Consider the following 17,626-nt stretch of genomic DNA (forward strand, 5'->3'; position numbering starts at 1 on the left):
AGTCACAATGGCAAACGTAACATTATTTGACCAAACTGGTAAAGAAGCTGGCCAAGTTGTTCTTAACGATGCAGTATTTGGTATCGAACCAAATGAATCAGTTGTGTTTGATGTGATCATCAGCCAACGCGCAAGTCTTCGTCAAGGAACACACGCTGTTAAAAACCGCTCTGCAGTATCAGGTGGTGGACGCAAACCATGGCGTCAAAAAGGAACTGGACGTGCTCGTCAAGGTTCTATCCGCTCACCACAATGGCGTGGCGGTGGTGTTGTCTTCGGACCAACTCCACGTTCATACGGCTACAAACTTCCACAAAAAGTTCGTCGCCTAGCTCTTAAATCAGTTTACTCTGAAAAAGTTGCTGAAAACAAATTCGTAGCTGTAGACGCTCTTTCATTTACAGCTCCAAAAACTGCTGAATTTGCTAAAGTTCTTGCAGCATTGAGCATCGATTCTAAAGTTCTTGTTATCCTTGAAGAAGGAAATGAATTCGCAGCTCTTTCAGCTCGTAACCTTCCAAACGTGAAAGTTGCAACTGCTACAACTGCAAGTGTTCTTGACATCGCAAATAGCGACAAACTTCTTGTCACACAAGCAGCTATCTCTAAAATCGAGGAGGTTCTTGCATAATGAATTTGTATGATGTTATCAAAAAACCTGTTATCACTGAAAGCTCAATGGCTCAACTTGAAGCAGGAAAATATGTATTTGAAGTTGACACTCGTGCACACAAACTTTTGATCAAGCAAGCTGTTGAAGCTGCTTTCGAAGGTGTTAAAGTTGCCAACGTTAACACAATCAACGTAAAACCAAAAGCAAAACGTGTTGGACGTTACACTGGTTTTACTAACAAAACTAAAAAAGCTATCATCACACTTACAGCTGATTCAAAAGCAATCGAGTTGTTCGCTGCTGAAGCTGAATAATCTAAGGAGGAAATATCGTGGGAATTCGTGTTTATAAACCAACAACAAACGGTCGCCGTAATATGACTTCTTTGGATTTCGCTGAAATCACAACAAGCACTCCTGAAAAATCATTGCTTGTTGCTTTGAAGAGCAAGGCTGGTCGTAACAACAACGGTCGTATCACTGTTCGTCACCAAGGTGGTGGACACAAACGTTTCTACCGTTTGGTTGACTTCAAACGTAACAAAGACAACGTTGAAGCAGTTGTTAAAACAATCGAGTACGATCCAAACCGTTCTGCAAACATCGCTCTTGTACACTACACTGACGGTGTGAAAGCATACATCATTGCTCCAAAAGGTCTTGAAGTTGGTCAACGTATCGTTTCAGGTCCTGAAGCAGATATCAAAGTCGGAAACGCTCTTCCACTTGCTAACATCCCAGTTGGTACTTTGATTCACAATATCGAGTTGAAACCAGGTCGTGGTGGAGAATTGGTACGTGCTGCTGGTGCTTCTGCCCAAGTATTGGGTCAAGAAGGTAAATACGTTCTTGTTCGTCTTCAATCTGGCGAAGTTCGTATGATTCTTGGAACTTGTCGTGCTACAGTTGGTGTTGTCGGAAACGAACAACATGGACTTGTAAACCTTGGTAAAGCAGGACGTAGCCGTTGGAAAGGCATCCGCCCAACAGTTCGTGGTTCTGTAATGAACCCTAACGATCACCCACACGGTGGTGGTGAAGGTAAAGCACCAGTTGGTCGTAAAGCGCCATCTACTCCATGGGGCAAACCTGCTCTTGGTCTTAAAACTCGTAACAAGAAAGCGAAATCTGACAAACTTATCGTTCGTCGTCGCAACGAGAAATAATAGTAAACTAGTCGCCTAAGCAACTAGGAAATCCGCCAGCTCGGTAGCGCTCCATGTGAGCGCAAGCCGCTGTGGTACAACATTTAAAGGAGAAAATATAAAAATGGGACGCAGTCTTAAAAAAGGACCTTTCGTCGATGAGCATTTGATGAAAAAAGTTGAAGCTCAAGCTAACGACGAAAAGAAAAAAGTTATCAAAACTTGGTCACGTCGTTCAACGATCTTCCCAAGTTTCATTGGTTACACTATTGCAGTTTATGACGGACGTAAACACGTACCTGTTTACATCCAAGAAGACATGGTAGGTCACAAACTTGGTGAATTTGCACCAACTCGTACTTACAAAGGTCACGCTGCAGACGACAAGAAAACACGTAGAAAATAAGGAGAACATAAATGGCAGAAATTACTTCAGCTAAAGCAATGGCTCGTACAGTACGTGTTTCACCTCGTAAATCACGTCTTGTTCTTGACAACATCCGTGGTAAAAGCGTAGCCGATGCTATTGCAATCTTGACATTCACACCAAACAAAGCTGCTGAAATCATCTTGAAAGTTTTGAATTCAGCTGTAGCTAACGCTGAAAATAACTTTGGTTTGGACAAAGCTAACTTGGTAGTATCTGAAGCATTCGCAAACGAAGGACCAACTATGAAACGTTTCCGTCCACGTGCGAAAGGTTCAGCTTCACCAATCAACAAACGTACAGCTCACATCACTGTAGCTGTTGCAGAAAAATAAGGAGGTAACATCGTGGGTCAAAAAGTACATCCAATTGGTATGCGTGTCGGCATCATCCGTGATTGGGATGCCAAATGGTATGCTGAAAAAGAATACGCGGATTACCTTCATGAAGATCTTGCAATCCGTAAATTCGTTCAAAAAGAACTTGCTGACGCAGCAGTTTCAACTATCGAAATTGAACGCGCAGTAAACAAAGTTAACGTTTCACTTCACACTGCTAAACCAGGTATGGTTATCGGTAAAGGTGGTGCTAACGTTGATGCACTCCGTGCAAAACTTAACAAATTGACTGGAAAACAAGTACACATCAACATCATCGAAATCAAACAACCTGATTTGGATGCTCACCTTGTAGGTGAAGGAATTGCTCGTCAATTGGAGCAACGTGTCGCTTTTCGTCGTGCACAAAAACAAGCAATCCAACGTGCAATGCGTGCTGGAGCTAAAGGAATCAAAACTCAAGTATCAGGTCGTTTGAACGGTGCAGATATTGCCCGTGCTGAAGGATACTCTGAAGGAACTGTTCCACTTCACACACTTCGTGCAGATATCGATTACGCTTGGGAAGAAGCAGATACTACATACGGTAAACTTGGTGTTAAAGTATGGATCTACCGTGGTGAAGTTCTTCCAGCTCGTAAAAACACTAAAGGAGGTAAATAACCAATGTTAGTACCTAAACGTGTTAAACACCGTCGTGAATTCCGTGGAAAAATGCGCGGTGAAGCAAAAGGTGGAAAAGAAGTAGCATTCGGTGAATACGGTCTTCAAGCTACAACTAGCCACTGGATCACTAACCGCCAAATCGAAGCTGCTCGTATCGCCATGACTCGTTACATGAAACGTGGTGGTAAAGTTTGGATTAAAATCTTCCCACACAAATCATACACTGCTAAGGCTATCGGTGTGCGTATGGGATCTGGTAAAGGGGCACCTGAAGGTTGGGTAGCACCAGTTAAACGTGGTAAAGTGATGTTCGAAATCGCTGGTGTATCTGAAGAAATCGCTCGCGAAGCGCTTCGTCTTGCAAGCCACAAATTGCCAGTTAAATGTAAATTCGTAAAACGTGAAGCAGAATAAGGAGAAGGCATGAAACTTAATGAAGTAAAAGAATTTGTTAAAGAACTTCGTGGTCTTTCTCAAGAAGAACTCGCGAAGCGCGAAAACGAATTGAAAAAAGAATTGTTTGAACTTCGTTTCCAAGCTGCTACTGGTCAATTGGAACAAACAGCTCGCTTGAAAGAAGTTAAAAAACAAATCGCTCGTATCAAAACAGTTCAATCTGAAGCGAAATAATAGACTAGGGAAGGAGAAATTTCAATGGAACGCAATAATCGTAAAGTTCTTGTTGGACGTGTTGTATCTGACAAAATGGACAAGACAATCACAGTTGTAGTTGAAACAAAACGTAACCACCCAGTCTATGGTAAACGTATTAACTACTCTAAAAAATACAAAGCACATGATGAAAACAATGTTGCCAAAGAAGGCGATATCGTACGTATCATGGAAACCCGTCCGCTTTCAGCTACAAAACGTTTCCGTCTTGTAGAAGTTGTTGAAGAAGCGGTCATCATCTAATCAAACCTGAAAGGAGAAAACTGAAATGATTCAAACAGAAACTCGTTTGAAAGTCGCAGACAACAGCGGTGCGCGCGAAATCTTGACTATCAAAGTTCTTGGTGGTTCAGGACGTAAATTTGCAAACATCGGTGATGTTATCGTGGCATCTGTAAAACAAGCTACTCCTGGTGGTGCGGTTAAAAAAGGTGACGTTGTAAAAGCTGTTATCGTTCGTACTAAATCAGGTGCTCGTCGTGCTGATGGTTCATACATCAAATTTGACGAAAACGCAGCAGTTATCATCCGTGAAGACAAAACTCCTCGCGGAACACGTATCTTTGGCCCAGTTGCACGTGAATTGCGTGAAGGTGGCTTCATGAAGATCGTGTCACTTGCTCCAGAAGTACTTTAATTGGTTGCTCAAAGAAAATTAAAACAAGTCTAGGAAGTAAGACGAAAGCATAACTTAAGTTAGGTGAGTTGAAACTGACGAAGGATTGCTTTGATTTTCGCAGAGCAAAAACAAACAAACTAGTCCCCTAGCTTAATGCTAGGGTGCCCTTATGGGCGTAAGAAAAATCAAGGAGAAACCTAATGTTTGTAAAAAAAGGCGACAAAGTTCGCGTAATCGCTGGTAAAGATAAGGGAACAGAAGCTGTTGTCCTTACTGCCCTTCCAAAAGTAAACAAAGTTATCGTTGAAGGTGTTAACATCGTTAAGAAACACCAACGTCCAACTAACGAACTTCCTCAAGGTGGTATCATCGAGAAAGAAGCAGCTATCCACGTATCAAACGTTCAAGTATTGGACAAAAATGGTGTAGCTGGTCGTGTTGGTTACAAATTTGTAGACGGTAAAAAAGTTCGCTACAACAAAAAATCAGGCGAAGTGCTTGATTAATCACGAAGGAAAGGAGAAGTATAATGGCAAATCGTTTAAAAGAAAAATATCTTAATGAAGTAGTTCCTGCTTTGACAGAACAATTCAACTACTCATCAGTGATGGCTGTGCCTAAAGTAGATAAGATCGTTTTGAACATGGGTGTTGGTGAAGCTGTATCAAACGCTAAAAGTCTTGAAAAAGCTGCTGAAGAATTGGCACTTATCTCAGGTCAAAAACCACTTATCACTAAAGCTAAAAAATCAATCGCCGGCTTCCGTCTTCGTGAAGGTGTAGCGATCGGTGCAAAAGTTACCCTTCGTGGTGAACGTATGTACGAATTCTTGGACAAATTGGTTTCAGTTTCACTTCCACGTGTACGTGACTTCCACGGTGTTCCAACAAAATCATTTGATGGACGCGGAAACTACACACTTGGTGTGAAAGAACAATTGATCTTCCCAGAAATCAACTTTGATGACGTTGACAAAACTCGTGGTCTTGACATCGTTATCGTAACAACTGCTAACACTGACGAAGAGTCACGTGCATTGCTTACAGGCCTTGGAATGCCTTTTGCAAAATAATATAGGAGGTAAATCTAATGGCTAAAAAATCAATGATTGCTAAGAACAAACGTCCAGCGAAGTTCTCTACTCAAGCTTATACTCGTTGTGAAAAATGTGGTCGTCCACATTCAGTTTACCGCAAATTTAAACTTTGCCGTGTTTGCTTCCGTGAATTAGCTTACAAAGGACAAATTCCTGGTGTAACAAAAGCATCTTGGTAATTTAAGATATCAAGGGCGTCAAAACTCCAAGTGAAAATAGGAAACTTGACGAAGAAACTGAAGTTTCTAGGAAAGTTTATCTTTTTCACACAGAGTTTAGCCCGGGTTCAGTTGGACTTGCCAATTTGAACACGAGCTACAGCTTTGGCAAAAAAGACCAATTTTCTTTGGAGCATCGCTCCTGCATCAAATTGCCTATTTTTGCTCTTGCTGTTACGCTCTTTGTATCATGTATTAACTAGCAAGTGCAACTTGCAAACTACTAGTAAGAGGAGAAAAACAAAATGGTTATGACTGACCCAATCGCAGACTTCCTAACTCGTATTCGTAACGCTAACCAAGCGAAACACGAAGTACTTGAAGTACCTGCATCAAACATCAAAAAAGGGATTGCTGAAATCCTTAAACGCGAAGGTTTTGTTAAGAACGTAGAAATCATCGAAGATGACAAACAAGGCATCATCCGTGTATTCCTTAAATACGGACCAAACGGTGAAAAAGTTATCACTAACTTGAAACGTGTTTCTAAACCAGGACTTCGTGTCTACAAAAAACGTGAAGATCTTCCAAAAGTTCTTAACGGACTTGGAATTGCTATCCTTTCAACTTCTGAAGGTTTGCTTACTGATAAAGAAGCTCGCCAAAAGAATGTTGGTGGAGAAGTTATCGCTTACGTTTGGTGAAATCAAGATACAAAGAGCGTCATGGGCAATGTGAAAATAGGAAATCTGACAAAGAGTGTTAACACTCTAGGAAGATTTGTCTTTTTCACACAGACCATAGCTCGTGTTCAATTTAGCTGATTTACTGATCAGCTAAATTGAGAGTAAATTAGTTTAGGAGAAAAAGATGAAAGCTACTGAATTGAATGAAAAACTTATTGTTGCAGAAGACGCTTTGGCTGAATTGTCAAAAGATGACCTTGTATCTCTTTTATGTGAAATTGGTTATAGTCCTGCGGCTATTGATGTATTGACAGAATATCAGGAGTTTGTCAAAGCTTTTCGAAAGAAACTAGGTTTGCTCTAATCCGAATGCCCCCGTGAAAACTGGCCGTTCTGGTCTGACAATTTAACAGGAGAATAAAAACATGTCACGTATTGGTAATAAAGTTATCGTGTTGCCTGCTGGTGTTGAAATCACTAACAATGACAACGTTGTAACTGTAAAAGGACCTAAAGGAGAACTTACTCGTGAGTTCTCAAAAGATATTGAAATTCGTGTGGAAGGTACTGAAGTAACTCTTCACCGTCCAAACGATTCAAAAGAAATGAAAACAATCCACGGAACTACTCGTGCCCTTTTGAACAACATGGTAATTGGTGTATCAGAAGGATTCAAGAAAGAACTTGAAATGCGTGGGGTTGGTTACCGTGCACAACTTCAAGGATCTAAACTTGTTTTGGCTGTTGGTAAATCTCATCCAGACGAAGTTGAAGCTCCAGAAGGAATTACTTTTGAACTTCCAAACCCAACAACAATCGTTGTTAGCGGAATTTCAAAAGAAGTAGTTGGTCAAACAGCTGCTTACGTACGTAGCCTTCGTTCACCAGAACCATATAAAGGTAAAGGTATCCGTTACGTTGGTGAATTCGTTCGCCGTAAAGAAGGTAAAACAGGTAAATAATGTTGAGTGGTTGATTTTCAACCACCAACCTATTTTCCAACTTAGTGCATAGCACACGATTTAAAACTAAAGAGGTGAAAACTGTGATTTCTAAACCAGATAAAAACAAACTCCGCCAAAAACGCCACCGTCGCGTTCGCGGAAAACTCTCTGGAACTGCTGATCGCCCACGTTTGAACGTATTCCGTTCTAATACAGGCATCTACGCTCAAGTGATTGATGACGTAGCGGGTGTAACGCTCGCAAGTGCTTCAACTCTTGACAAAGAAGTTTCAAAAGGAACTAAAACTGAACAAGCCGTTACTGTCGGTAAACTCGTTGCAGAACGTGCAAACGCTAAAGGTATTTCAGAAGTGGTGTTCGACCGCGGTGGATATCTATATCACGGACGTGTGAAAGCTTTGGCTGATGCAGCTCGTGAAAACGGATTGAAATTCTAATAGGAGGACACTAGAAAATGGCATTTAAAGACAATGCAGTTGAATTAGAAGAACGCGTAGTTGCTGTCAACCGTGTTACAAAAGTTGTTAAAGGTGGACGTCGTCTTCGTTTCGCAGCTCTTGTTGTTGTTGGTGACCACAACGGTCGCGTAGGATTTGGTACTGGTAAAGCTCAAGAAGTTCCAGAAGCAATCCGCAAAGCAGTAGAAGATGCTAAGAAAAACTTGATTGAGGTTCCTATGGTTGGAACAACAATCCCACACGAAGTTCTTTCAGAATTCGGTGGAGCTAAAGTATTGTTGAAACCTGCTGTAGAAGGTTCTGGAGTTGCCGCTGGTGGTGCAGTTCGTGCCGTTGTGGAATTGGCAGGTGTGGCAGATATTACATCTAAATCACTTGGTTCTAACACTCCAATCAACATTGTTCGCGCAACTGTTGAAGGTTTGAAACAATTGAAACGCGCTGAAGAAGTTGCTGCCCTTCGTGGTATTTCAGTTTCTGATTTGGCATAAGAAAGGGGATAAAATGGCTCAAATTAAAATTACTTTGACTAAGTCTCCAATCGGACGCATTCCATCACAACGTAAAACTGTTGTAGCACTTGGACTTGGCAAATTGAACAGCTCTGTTATCAAAGAAGACAACGCTGCTATCCGTGGTATGATCACTGCAGTATCTCACTTGGTAACAGTTGAAGAAGTAAACTAATGAATTTTTAGGGGATGTGGCAATACTCATCCCCTAAAACTAGGTATAGTCATCTTAGATGACCATGTATAGGCGAGTTGATAAGGGAGACAACCTTTTCTCTCTTATCGGCGCTAGCATTTTACAAAAGAGGAGAAAATAATAATGAAACTTCATGAATTGAAACCTGCAGAAGGTTCTCGTAAAGTACGTAACCGTGTTGGTCGTGGTACTTCATCAGGTAACGGTAAAACATCTGGTCGCGGTCAAAAAGGTCAAAAAGCTCGTAGCGGTGGCGGAGTTCGCCTTGGTTTTGAAGGTGGACAAACTCCATTGTTCCGTCGTCTTCCAAAACGTGGATTCACTAACATCAACGCTAAAGAATACGCAATTGTAAACCTTGACCAATTGAACGTCTTTGAAGACGGTGCAGAAGTAACTCCAGTTGTACTTATCGAAGCAGGAATTGTGAAAGCTGAAAAATCAGGAGTTAAAATTCTTGGTAACGGTGAGTTGACTAAGAAATTGACTGTGAAAGCAGCTAAATTCTCTAAATCAGCTGAGGAAGCTATCACTGCTAAAGGTGGTTCTGTAGAAGTCATCTAAGAGAGGTGACCCATGTTTTTTAAATTACTAAAAGAAGCGCTCAAGGTTAAACAAGTTCGATCAAAAATTCTCTTTACAATTTTTATCATTCTTGTTTTCCGTATTGGGACAAGTATTACAGTTCCAGGTGTGAATGCGAAAAGTTTAGAAGCTCTCAGTGGTTTATCTTTCTTGAACATGCTTAGTCTTGTTTCAGGGAATGCCATGAAGAACTTCTCCGTTTTTGCACTCGGAGTAAGTCCGTATATCACTGCTTCAATCGTTGTTCAATTGCTACAAATGGATATTTTACCGAAGTTTGTAGAATGGGGCAAACAAGGGGAAGTAGGACGGAGAAAACTAAACCAAGCTACTCGTTATATTGCACTTGTGCTTGCATTTGTTCAATCTATCGGGATTACAGCAGGATTTAACACTCTTTCTGGAGCAAAATTATTAACGACAGCTTTAACACCACAAGTCTTTGTTACTATCGGTATTATCCTCACAGCAGGTAGTATGATTGTAACTTGGCTCGGGGAACAAATTACAGATAAGGGATACGGAAACGGTGTTTCTATGATCATCTTTGCAGGTATTGTCGCTTCAATCCCTGAGATGATTAAAGGAATCTATGTTGACTACTTCGTCAATATTCCAAGTAGCCGTTTGACTTCATCTATTATCTTTGTCGTTATTTTGATTATCGCTGTCTTGTTGATTGTATACTTTACAACCTTTGTTCAACAGGCAGAATATAAAATTCCAATCCAATATACAAAAGTTGCTCAAGGAGCCCCATCAAGCTCATACCTTCCTTTGAAGGTAAACCCAGCGGGGGTTATCCCAGTTATCTTTGCAAGTTCCATCACAGCAGCACCTGCAGCCATTCTTCAATTTTTGAGTGCTACAGGTCATGATTGGGCTTGGGTACGTACAGCACAGGAAATGTTATCTACAACATCTCCAACAGGTGTTGCCATGTATGCCTTGTTGATCATTCTCTTTACATTCTTCTATACATTTGTACAGATCAATCCAGAGAAAGCAGCAGAAAACTTGCAAAAGAGTGGAGCCTACATTCATGGTGTCCGTCCTGGTAAGGGTACTGAAGAATTCATGTCGAAACTTCTTCGTCGCCTTGCGACTGTCGGATCAATCTTCCTTGGTGTGATTTCAATCTTGCCGATTGTGGCAAAAGATGTCTTTGGTCTTTCAGAAGCTGTTGCTTTTGGGGGAACTAGTCTTTTGATCATTATCTCAACTGGTATCGAAGGAATCAAACAGCTAGAAGGTTACCTATTGAAACGTAAGTATGTTGGTTTCATGGACAAAACAGAATAAAAGCAAGATTACTTTTGCTTAGAGAGTGGAGTATGAAGGTCTATCTATCAGAGAGATTTTCGTCTCCCCTCTTCTATTTTGTTTTTAAATAGGGGTTGAAACGAATTTCTGCTTCTATTTAAATACAAAATAAGGAGATCCTATCATGAATCTTTTGATTATGGGCTTACCTGGAGCAGGTAAGGGAACGCAAGCAGCTAAAATTGTGGAGCAATTCCACGTGGCACACATTTCAACTGGAGATATGTTCCGTGCTGCTATGGCTAATCAAACTGAAATGGGTGTACTTGCCAAGTCATATATTGACAAAGGTGAGTTGGTTCCGGATGAAGTTACAAATGGAATTGTTAAAGAACGCCTTTCTCAGGACGACATCAAAGAAACAGGTTTCTTGTTGGATGGTTACCCACGTACGATTGAACAAGCTCATGCCTTGGACAAAACATTGGCGGAACTTGGTATCGAACTAGAAGGCGTGATCAATATCGAAGTGAATCCAGATTGTCTCTTGGAACGTTTGAGTGGTCGTATCATCCACCGCGAAACAGGTGAAACCTTCCACAAAGTTTTCAACCCACCAGTTGACTATAAAGAGGAAGATTATTACCAACGTGAAGATGATAAACCTGAGACAGTGAAGCGTCGTTTGGATGTGAATATCGCCCAAGGTGAACCAATCATTGCTCACTACCGTGCCAAAGGATTGGTCCACGATATCGAAGGAAATCAAGATATCAATGATGTGTTCAAAGACATCGAAAAAGTATTGACAAATTTGAAATAAAGCGTTTTTCACACTTGCAAAAAATCGCTACAAATGTTATACTGAGATAGTCTGACTTATAATTGTTGTCTCTGTTTTCAGAGGCATCGAATCGAAATTTATGGAGGTGCTTTTGCGTGGCAAAAGACGATGTGATTGAAGTTGAAGGCAAAGTAGTCGATACAATGCCTAACGCAATGTTTACGGTTGAACTTGAAAATGGACATCAGATTTTAGCAACAGTTTCTGGTAAAATTCGTAAAAACTATATTCGTATTTTAGCGGGAGATCGTGTTACTGTCGAGATGAGTCCATATGACTTGACACGTGGACGTATCACTTACCGCTTTAAATAATCGAAAAACTTGGAGGGATAAGAAATGAAAGTAAGACCATCGGTCAAACCAATTTGCGAATACTGTAAAGTAATTCGTCGTAATGGTCGTGTTATGGTAATTTGCCCAGCAAATCCAAAACACAAACAACGTCAAGGATAAGATAGAAAGGAGAAAAAATGGCTCGTATTGCTGGAGTTGACATTCCAAATGACAAACGCGTAGTAATCTCATTGACTTACGTTTATGGTATCGGACTTGCAACATCTAAGAAAATTTTGGCTGCTGCTGGAATCTCAGAAGATGTTCGTGTACGTGACCTTACATCAGATCAAGAGGATGCTATCCGTCGTGAAGTGGATGCAATCAAAGTTGAAGGTGACCTTCGTCGTGAAGTAAACTTGAACATCAAACGTTTGATGGAAATCGGTTCTTACCGTGGTATTCGTCACCGTCGTGGACTTCCTGTCCGTGGACAAAACACTAAAAACAACGCTCGCACTCGTAAAGGTAAAGCTGTTGCGATTGCTGGTAAGAAAAAATAATATAGGAGGTAAAAGTCTTGGCTAAACCAACACGTAAACGTCGTGTGAAAAAGAATATCGAATCTGGTATTGCTCATATTCACGCTACATTTAATAACACTATTGTTATGATTACTGATGTGCATGGTAATGCAATTGCTTGGTCATCAGCTGGTGCTCTTGGTTTCAAAGGTTCTCGTAAATCTACACCATTCGCTGCTCAAATGGCTTCTGAAGCTGCTGCTAAATCTGCACAAGAACACGGTCTTAAATCAGTTGAAGTTACTGTAAAAGGTCCAGGTTCTGGTCGTGAGTCAGCTATTCGTGCGCTTGCTGCCGCTGGTCTTGAAGTAACAGCAATTCGTGATGTGACTCCAGTGCCACACAATGGTGCTCGTCCTCCAAAACGTCGCCGTGTATAATCATCGCATTACACTGCTTTTCGTTTAAGAGGGAGTAACTAAATGATTGAGTTTGAAAAACCAAATATAACAAAAATTGATGAAAATAAAGATTATGGCAAGTTTGTAATCGAACCACTTGAACGTGGCTACGGTACAACTCTTGGTAACTCTCTTCGTCGTGTACTACTAGCTTCTCTACCAGGAGCAGCAGTGACATCTATCAACATTGAAGGTGTCTTGCATGAGTTCGACACAGTTCCAGGTGTTCGTGAAGACGTGATGCAAATCATTCTGAACATTAAAGGGATTGCAGTGAAATCATACGTTGAAGACGAAAAAATCATTGAACTGGACGTTGAAGGTCCTGCTGAAATTACAGCTGGAGACATTTTGACTGACAGTGATATTGAGATTGTAAATCCAGATCATTATCTCTTTACAATCGGTGAAGGTTCTTCTCTAAAAGCGACAATGACTGTTAACAGTGGTCGTGGATATGTACCTGCTGATGAAAACAAAAAAGATAATGCACCAGTTGGAACACTTGCTGTAGATTCTATTTATACACCAGTTACAAAAGTCAACTATCAAGTAGAGCCTGCTCGTGTAGGTAGCAATGATGGATTTGACAAATTAACCCTTGAAATCTTGACTAATGGAACAATTATTCCAGAAGATGCTTTAGGGCTTTCAGCACGTATCTTGACAGAACATCTTGATTTGTTTACAAATCTTACTGAGATTGCTAAGTCAACTGAAGTGATGAAAGAAGCTGATACTGAATCTGACGATCGTATTTTGGATCGTACGATTGAGGAACTGGACTTGTCTGTGCGTTCATACAACTGTTTGAAACGTGCCGGTATCAATACTGTGCATGATTTGACAGAAAAATCTGAAGCAGAGATGATGAAAGTACGAAATCTTGGACGCAAGAGTTTGGAAGAAGTGAAACTCAAACTCATTGACTTGGGTCTTGGATTAAAAGATAAATAAAGGAGGAATACATGGCTTACCGTAAACTAGGACGCACTAGCTCACAACGTAAAGCAATGCTTCGCGATTTGACAACTGACCTTTTGATCAACGAATCAATCGTGACAACTGAAGCTCGTGCTAAAGAAATCCGTAAAACTGTTGAAAAAATGATTACTCTAGGTAAACGTGGTGATTTGCATGCACGTCGTCAAGCAGCTGCTTTCGTACGTAATGAAATCGCATCTGAAAACTATGATGAAGCAACTGATAAGTACACTTCTACTACAGCACTTCAAAAATTGTTCTCAGAAATCGCACCTCGTTATGCTGAACGTAACGGTGGATACACTCGTATCCTTAAAACTGAACCACGTCGTGGTGATGCTGCGCCAATGGCGATCATCGAATTAGTATAAAATCATCAATTTTGTTGAGTGTTATGATGATGGAGTCTTGTGCTCTTAGTCTAGCTCTGGTCTACCGCTGGGACTTCAGTCCTAGCGGGAACACTCATCATCATTTGATAGGGTAGACGCTTGTTTACGAAATTGTTTTTTTCTTAAGAACAACTTCGTAAGCAGGCGTTTTTTAGTATTTTCTATGGAAATATGCTATACTAGGGAAAAAGAAAATCAAAAACGTTCAGTTTTTCTAAAAATCGTAGAAATGGGGTATAAGGATGAAGGCTATTATTACAGTGGTTGGTAAGGATAAGGCTGGGATTGTTGCAGGCGTGTCTACTAAGATTGCAGACTTGGGTTTGAATATTGACGATATTTCTCAGACGGTGTTGGATGAATACTTTACTATGATGGCGGTCGTTTCTAGTGACGAAAAACAGGATTTCACTTATCTACGAAATGAGTTTGAAACTTTCGGTCAGGCCTTGAATGTCAAAATCAATATTCAAAGTGCGGCGATTTTTGACGCTATGTATAATATCTAGGAGGCGGCTATGGATATTAGACAAGTTACAGAAACCATTGCCATGATTGAGGAGCAGAACTTCGATATCAGAACCATCACCATGGGGATTTCCCTTTTGGACTGCATTGATCCAGATATTGAACGTGCTGCTGAAAAGATTTACCAAAAAATCACCACTAAAGCTGCAAATTTAGTGGCTGTAGGAGACGAAATTGCTGCAGAACTTGGGATTCCTATTGTTAATAAACGGGTATCGGTGACTCCAATTTCTTTAATTGGTGCTGCGACTGATGCGACAGACTATCTTGTTTTGGCAAAGGCACTTGATAAGGCTGCCAAGGAGATTGGTGTTGACTTTATCGGTGGATTCTCAGCTTTGGTACAAAAAGGCTACCAAAAAGGAGATGAAATTCTCATCAATTCTATCCCACGCGCTCTAGCTGAGACAGACAAGGTTTGTTCGTCTGTTAACATTGGCTCGACCAAGTCAGGTATCAACATGACTGCGGTCGCTGATATGGGACGTATCATCAAGGAAACAGCTGCGCTATCAGATATGGGTGCGGCCAAGTTGGTCGTATTTGCTAATGCTGTTGAGGACAATCCTTTTATGGCAGGGGCCTTTCATGGTGTTGGCGAAGCAGATGTTATCATCAATGTCGGGGTTTCGGGTCCTGGTGTGGTCAAGCGTGCCTTGGAAAAAGTTCGTGGACAGAGCTTTGATGTAGTAGCTGAAACAGTCAAGAAAACGGCCTTCAAGATTACTCGTATCGGTCAATTAGTTGGTCAGATGGCCAGCGAGAGACTGGGTGTTGACTTTGGAATTGTCGACCTAAGCTTGGCACCTACTCCTGCAGTTGGCGATTCTGTGGCTCGTGTCCTTGAGGAAATGGGCCTAGAAACAGTTGGTACGCATGGGACAACGGCTGCTCTTGCTCTTTTGAATGACCAAGTTAAGAAGGGCGGAGTGATGGCTTGTAACCAAGTCGGTGGCTTGTCAGGTGCTTTTATTCCCGTTTCTGAAGATGAGGGGATGATTGCTGCGGTGCAAGATGGTTTTCTGAATTTAGAGAAACTAGAAGCCATGACTGCTATCTGTTCTGTCGGATTGGATATGATTGCCATTCCGGAAGATACGCCTGCTGAAACCATTGCGGCTATGATTGCGGATGAGGCGGCCATTGGTGTTATTAACATGAAAACAACGGCGGTCCGTATTATTCCAAAGGGCAAAGAAGGCGATATAATTGAGTTTGGTGGTTTACTAGGAACAGCTCCAGTGATGAAAGTCAACGGGGCTTCGTCTGTTGATTTTATCTCTCGCGGTGGGCAAATCCCAGCTCCAATCCATAGTTTTAAAAATTAATAAAAAAGAGAGAGGATTTAAGTTGAGTTTAAGGATGACTGTGTATACTATAATCATTAAATAAAGACCTCCTAACTTTATTTAATAGAAATCCTAAACTTTTTCATAATAATCTCCTAGGGAAGCTACCATGAGGGTAGCTTTTCTTTTGGATAATTTACAAATGTTGGCTTTGCTTTTGAAAGCCGAATATTTCTTTGATCCATGATATAATAGAAGAAAATGGAGGATAGAAAATGTCTAAAGTAAGATTGTATTTGGTCCGTCATGGGAAAACGATGTTTAACACCATTGGACGTGCTCAAGGATGGAGTGATACACCTCTGACTGCAGAAGGTGAGTTGGGAATCCATGAACTGGGAATTGGCTTGAGAGAGTCTGGCTTGCAGTTTGACCGCGCTTATTCCAGTGATTCAGGTCGCACTATTCAAACCATGGGAATTATCCTAGAAGAACTTGGACTACAGGGGAAAATCCCTTACCGCATGGACAAGCGCATCAGAGAGTGGTGCTTTGGTAGTTTTGATGGGGCCTATGATGGGGACCTCTTTATGGGATTGATTCCGAGAATTTTCAATGTAGACCATGTTCATCAGTTGTCCTATGCAGAACTAGCAGAAGGTTTGGTAGAGGTTGATACTGCAGGCTGGGCTGAAGGTTGGGAAAAACTCAGTGGTCGAATCAAGGAAGGCTTTGAAGCGATTGCTAAAGAAATGGAAGAACAAGGTGGGGGTAATGCCCTCGTTGTGAGCCATGGAATGACGATTGGTACCATTGTTTATCTGATCAATGGCATGCATCCGCATGGTCTGGATAATGGTAGCGTGACGATTCTTGAATATGAGGACGGTCAGTTTAGCGTAGAAGTTGTTGGTGACCGTAGCTATCGAGAGCTCGGACGTGAGAAGATGTTAGAGACAAATAGTTAATAGAAGTTAGCTCCGATTAGGAGCTAATTTTGAGTTAAAGGATATGATTTAAATCAATAGTTCCGAAAAAGTAAAAATTTTTGGGGGATGTGATGTTATGAAAGGAAGGCTAGAATCATTTTGGAGAATAATACCATAAAGGAGATATAGACAGAATGAAATTAAACTAAAAGGATTGAATCTTGCATAACGCAAAACTCAATCCTTCATTAAAAAAATATTTATCATGTTTAGCAATCAGTCAAACCTAGTTGAAAGATATGTTATATTTGAATGAAATTACCAAATATAAGGGAAAATTCGATAGCGAACCTTTTGACAGTATGTTTCATATGCTTTTCCAAAATGATTGTATAAGGCTTTTTCTTCTACTTTTAATCGAATACTGTAACCAACTACCAATAGAATGAGACAAATGATAATTGTGAGAGGATTTAATGAAACAATTGACAAGCCAAGTATGGATACGATGCTACCAGTATAGGCAGGATTTCTTACTATAGAATAGGGCCCTGCTTCTACCAACTGCTGACTATCTGTTGTTTGAACCGCAAGTGTAAAATTCTTCCCAAGATAATTAACTGCATAGATACGTAATACAAAGCCGGCTAGAGAAAGGAGAATTCCAATATAGATCAAAAAATGTGGCAATTGAGCTATAGAAGGTAGAAGTTGTTCATTCATTAATAGAAGACAACAAACAACACTACCAATAATGATGTAACGACTTCCTTTGTCTTCAGAGTTATTTTCATTGTTTGATTTTGTTTTCCTTTTAATCCACGTTTCTGTGATGATGAAAATGAGAATGAACCCATATGCAAAAATAGTTTGTAAATCCATGATTATTTCCTCCAGCTAGCATTATACAACTTTCAATTTTGGTGGTCAATTAAAAGGAAATAGTTAGAGTATGTTTTGTAATAGGTATCAATGGAAACTTCATGATTTCATCTGTAAAAA

32 protein-coding genes are annotated in these 17,626 nt (G+C 40.7%); 31 read left to right on the top strand and 1 reads right to left on the bottom strand.

Annotated elements, in window-relative coordinates; all coding sequences use genetic code 11:
- Positions 1–7 precede the first annotated feature (7 nt).
- From rplD to M1F63_RS01055, 31 genes are all read left to right on the top strand, one after another.
- The gene (rplD, locus tag M1F63_RS00905) at positions 8–631 is read left to right on the top strand and encodes a 50S ribosomal protein L4 (RefSeq protein ID WP_000024537.1); all 624 of its coding nucleotides are present in this window, start codon (positions 8–10) and stop codon (positions 629–631) included.
- Positions 631–927 carry a 50S ribosomal protein L23 gene (locus M1F63_RS00910; protein WP_001055347.1) on the top strand — a complete coding sequence of 99 codons (297 nt, stop codon included), beginning with the start codon at positions 631–633 and terminating at the stop codon, positions 925–927. Before rplD ends, M1F63_RS00910 begins: the two co-directional genes overlap by 1 nt.
- Positions 928–944: 17 nt before the next feature.
- Positions 945–1,778, top strand: a complete 834-nt coding sequence (rplB, locus tag M1F63_RS00915) for a 50S ribosomal protein L2 (protein ID WP_000512910.1) — start codon at positions 945–947, stop codon at positions 1,776–1,778.
- A 103-nt stretch (positions 1,779–1,881) separates the two neighbouring features.
- The gene (gene rpsS / locus M1F63_RS00920) at positions 1,882–2,163 is read left to right on the top strand and encodes a 30S ribosomal protein S19 (protein ID WP_000533766.1); all 282 of its coding nucleotides are present in this window, start codon (positions 1,882–1,884) and stop codon (positions 2,161–2,163) included.
- An 11-nt stretch (positions 2,164–2,174) separates the two neighbouring features.
- Positions 2,175–2,519, top strand: a complete 345-nt coding sequence (rplV, locus tag M1F63_RS00925; RefSeq protein ID WP_000818137.1) for a 50S ribosomal protein L22 — start codon at positions 2,175–2,177, stop codon at positions 2,517–2,519.
- A gap of 12 nt (positions 2,520–2,531) precedes the next feature.
- Positions 2,532–3,185, top strand: a complete 654-nt coding sequence (gene rpsC / locus M1F63_RS00930; RefSeq protein ID WP_000529936.1) for a 30S ribosomal protein S3 — start codon at positions 2,532–2,534, stop codon at positions 3,183–3,185.
- A gap of 3 nt (positions 3,186–3,188) precedes the next feature.
- Complete coding sequence (rplP, locus tag M1F63_RS00935; RefSeq protein ID WP_000960946.1) at positions 3,189–3,602, top strand: 50S ribosomal protein L16; 414 nt, start codon at positions 3,189–3,191, stop codon at positions 3,600–3,602.
- A 9-nt stretch (positions 3,603–3,611) separates the two neighbouring features.
- A complete protein-coding gene (gene rpmC, locus M1F63_RS00940; RefSeq protein WP_000772918.1) occupies positions 3,612–3,818 on the top strand; it encodes a 50S ribosomal protein L29 in 207 nt (68 codons plus the stop codon).
- Positions 3,819–3,842: 24 nt separating this feature from the next.
- Positions 3,843–4,103, top strand: coding sequence for a 30S ribosomal protein S17 (rpsQ, locus tag M1F63_RS00945; protein WP_000440801.1), 261 nt, complete (start codon positions 3,843–3,845; stop codon positions 4,101–4,103).
- Between the two features lie 25 nt (positions 4,104–4,128).
- Complete coding sequence (gene rplN, locus M1F63_RS00950; RefSeq protein ID WP_000616545.1) at positions 4,129–4,497, top strand: 50S ribosomal protein L14; 369 nt, start codon at positions 4,129–4,131, stop codon at positions 4,495–4,497.
- 182 nt (positions 4,498–4,679) lie between these two features.
- Positions 4,680–4,985, top strand: coding sequence for a 50S ribosomal protein L24 (rplX, locus tag M1F63_RS00955; protein WP_000497691.1), 306 nt, complete (start codon positions 4,680–4,682; stop codon positions 4,983–4,985).
- Positions 4,986–5,008: 23 nt separating this feature from the next.
- Complete coding sequence (gene rplE, locus M1F63_RS00960; RefSeq protein WP_000013542.1) at positions 5,009–5,551, top strand: 50S ribosomal protein L5; 543 nt, start codon at positions 5,009–5,011, stop codon at positions 5,549–5,551.
- 17 nt (positions 5,552–5,568) lie between these two features.
- Entirely contained in the window at positions 5,569–5,754 is a 186-nt protein-coding gene (locus M1F63_RS00965; protein ID WP_001085697.1) for a type Z 30S ribosomal protein S14, read from the top strand.
- A gap of 284 nt (positions 5,755–6,038) precedes the next feature.
- Positions 6,039–6,437, top strand: coding sequence for a 30S ribosomal protein S8 (rpsH, locus tag M1F63_RS00970; protein WP_000245504.1), 399 nt, complete (start codon positions 6,039–6,041; stop codon positions 6,435–6,437).
- A gap of 166 nt (positions 6,438–6,603) precedes the next feature.
- Positions 6,604–6,783 (top strand): hypothetical protein, encoded by a 180-nt coding sequence (locus tag M1F63_RS00975; RefSeq protein ID WP_000648250.1) that lies wholly within the window; start codon positions 6,604–6,606, stop codon positions 6,781–6,783.
- Between the two features lie 61 nt (positions 6,784–6,844).
- Positions 6,845–7,381, top strand: a complete 537-nt coding sequence (gene rplF, locus M1F63_RS00980) for a 50S ribosomal protein L6 (protein WP_000086624.1) — start codon at positions 6,845–6,847, stop codon at positions 7,379–7,381.
- 83 nt (positions 7,382–7,464) lie between these two features.
- Positions 7,465–7,821, top strand: a complete 357-nt coding sequence (gene rplR / locus M1F63_RS00985) for a 50S ribosomal protein L18 (RefSeq protein ID WP_004244055.1) — start codon at positions 7,465–7,467, stop codon at positions 7,819–7,821.
- 17 nt (positions 7,822–7,838) lie between these two features.
- On the top strand, positions 7,839–8,333 hold the full coding sequence (gene rpsE, locus M1F63_RS00990) for a 30S ribosomal protein S5 (RefSeq protein WP_000874204.1): 495 nt from the start codon (positions 7,839–7,841) through the stop codon (positions 8,331–8,333).
- 13 nt (positions 8,334–8,346) lie between these two features.
- A complete protein-coding gene (gene rpmD, locus M1F63_RS00995) occupies positions 8,347–8,529 on the top strand; it encodes a 50S ribosomal protein L30 (RefSeq protein WP_000057241.1) in 183 nt (60 codons plus the stop codon).
- A gap of 144 nt (positions 8,530–8,673) precedes the next feature.
- Positions 8,674–9,114 carry a 50S ribosomal protein L15 gene (gene rplO, locus M1F63_RS01000; RefSeq protein WP_000766089.1) on the top strand — a complete coding sequence of 147 codons (441 nt, stop codon included), beginning with the start codon at positions 8,674–8,676 and terminating at the stop codon, positions 9,112–9,114.
- A gap of 12 nt (positions 9,115–9,126) precedes the next feature.
- A complete protein-coding gene (gene secY / locus M1F63_RS01005) occupies positions 9,127–10,437 on the top strand; it encodes a preprotein translocase subunit SecY (RefSeq protein WP_000465385.1) in 1,311 nt (436 codons plus the stop codon).
- A 145-nt stretch (positions 10,438–10,582) separates the two neighbouring features.
- Positions 10,583–11,221: an adenylate kinase gene (locus M1F63_RS01010; protein ID WP_001050433.1), complete on the top strand. Its 639-nt coding sequence runs from the start codon at positions 10,583–10,585 to the stop codon at positions 11,219–11,221.
- A gap of 116 nt (positions 11,222–11,337) precedes the next feature.
- Positions 11,338–11,556: a translation initiation factor IF-1 gene (gene infA, locus M1F63_RS01015; RefSeq protein ID WP_001029883.1), complete on the top strand. Its 219-nt coding sequence runs from the start codon at positions 11,338–11,340 to the stop codon at positions 11,554–11,556.
- Positions 11,557–11,580: 24 nt separating this feature from the next.
- Positions 11,581–11,697, top strand: a complete 117-nt coding sequence (rpmJ, locus tag M1F63_RS01020) for a 50S ribosomal protein L36 (RefSeq protein WP_001808836.1) — start codon at positions 11,581–11,583, stop codon at positions 11,695–11,697.
- Between the two features lie 17 nt (positions 11,698–11,714).
- Positions 11,715–12,080 (top strand): 30S ribosomal protein S13, encoded by a 366-nt coding sequence (gene rpsM, locus M1F63_RS01025; RefSeq protein ID WP_000090781.1) that lies wholly within the window; start codon positions 11,715–11,717, stop codon positions 12,078–12,080.
- A 17-nt stretch (positions 12,081–12,097) separates the two neighbouring features.
- Positions 12,098–12,481, top strand: coding sequence for a 30S ribosomal protein S11 (rpsK, locus tag M1F63_RS01030; protein ID WP_001118385.1), 384 nt, complete (start codon positions 12,098–12,100; stop codon positions 12,479–12,481).
- 42 nt (positions 12,482–12,523) lie between these two features.
- Entirely contained in the window at positions 12,524–13,459 is a 936-nt protein-coding gene (locus M1F63_RS01035) for a DNA-directed RNA polymerase subunit alpha (RefSeq protein WP_000568993.1), read from the top strand.
- An 11-nt stretch (positions 13,460–13,470) separates the two neighbouring features.
- Complete coding sequence (gene rplQ, locus M1F63_RS01040; protein WP_000331493.1) at positions 13,471–13,857, top strand: 50S ribosomal protein L17; 387 nt, start codon at positions 13,471–13,473, stop codon at positions 13,855–13,857.
- A gap of 263 nt (positions 13,858–14,120) precedes the next feature.
- Positions 14,121–14,387 carry an ACT domain-containing protein gene (locus M1F63_RS01045; protein WP_000644107.1) on the top strand — a complete coding sequence of 89 codons (267 nt, stop codon included), beginning with the start codon at positions 14,121–14,123 and terminating at the stop codon, positions 14,385–14,387.
- A 9-nt stretch (positions 14,388–14,396) separates the two neighbouring features.
- Positions 14,397–15,734, top strand: a complete 1,338-nt coding sequence (locus tag M1F63_RS01050) for a PFL family protein (RefSeq protein WP_247940509.1) — start codon at positions 14,397–14,399, stop codon at positions 15,732–15,734.
- A gap of 236 nt (positions 15,735–15,970) precedes the next feature.
- Positions 15,971–16,663, top strand: a complete 693-nt coding sequence (locus M1F63_RS01055) for a histidine phosphatase family protein (RefSeq protein ID WP_000049281.1) — start codon at positions 15,971–15,973, stop codon at positions 16,661–16,663.
- A 279-nt stretch (positions 16,664–16,942) separates the two neighbouring features.
- Here the strand turns inward: M1F63_RS01055 and M1F63_RS01060 are convergent, their stop codons facing one another.
- Positions 16,943–17,506 carry a methyltransferase family protein gene (locus M1F63_RS01060; protein ID WP_000365731.1) on the bottom strand — a complete coding sequence of 188 codons (564 nt, stop codon included), beginning with the start codon at positions 17,504–17,506 and terminating at the stop codon, positions 16,943–16,945.
- Between the last annotated feature and the right edge of the window lie 120 nt (positions 17,507–17,626).

It is taken from the genome of Streptococcus oralis, assembly GCF_023109155.1.
GTDB lineage: Bacteria > Bacillota > Bacilli > Lactobacillales > Streptococcaceae > Streptococcus > Streptococcus oralis_BZ.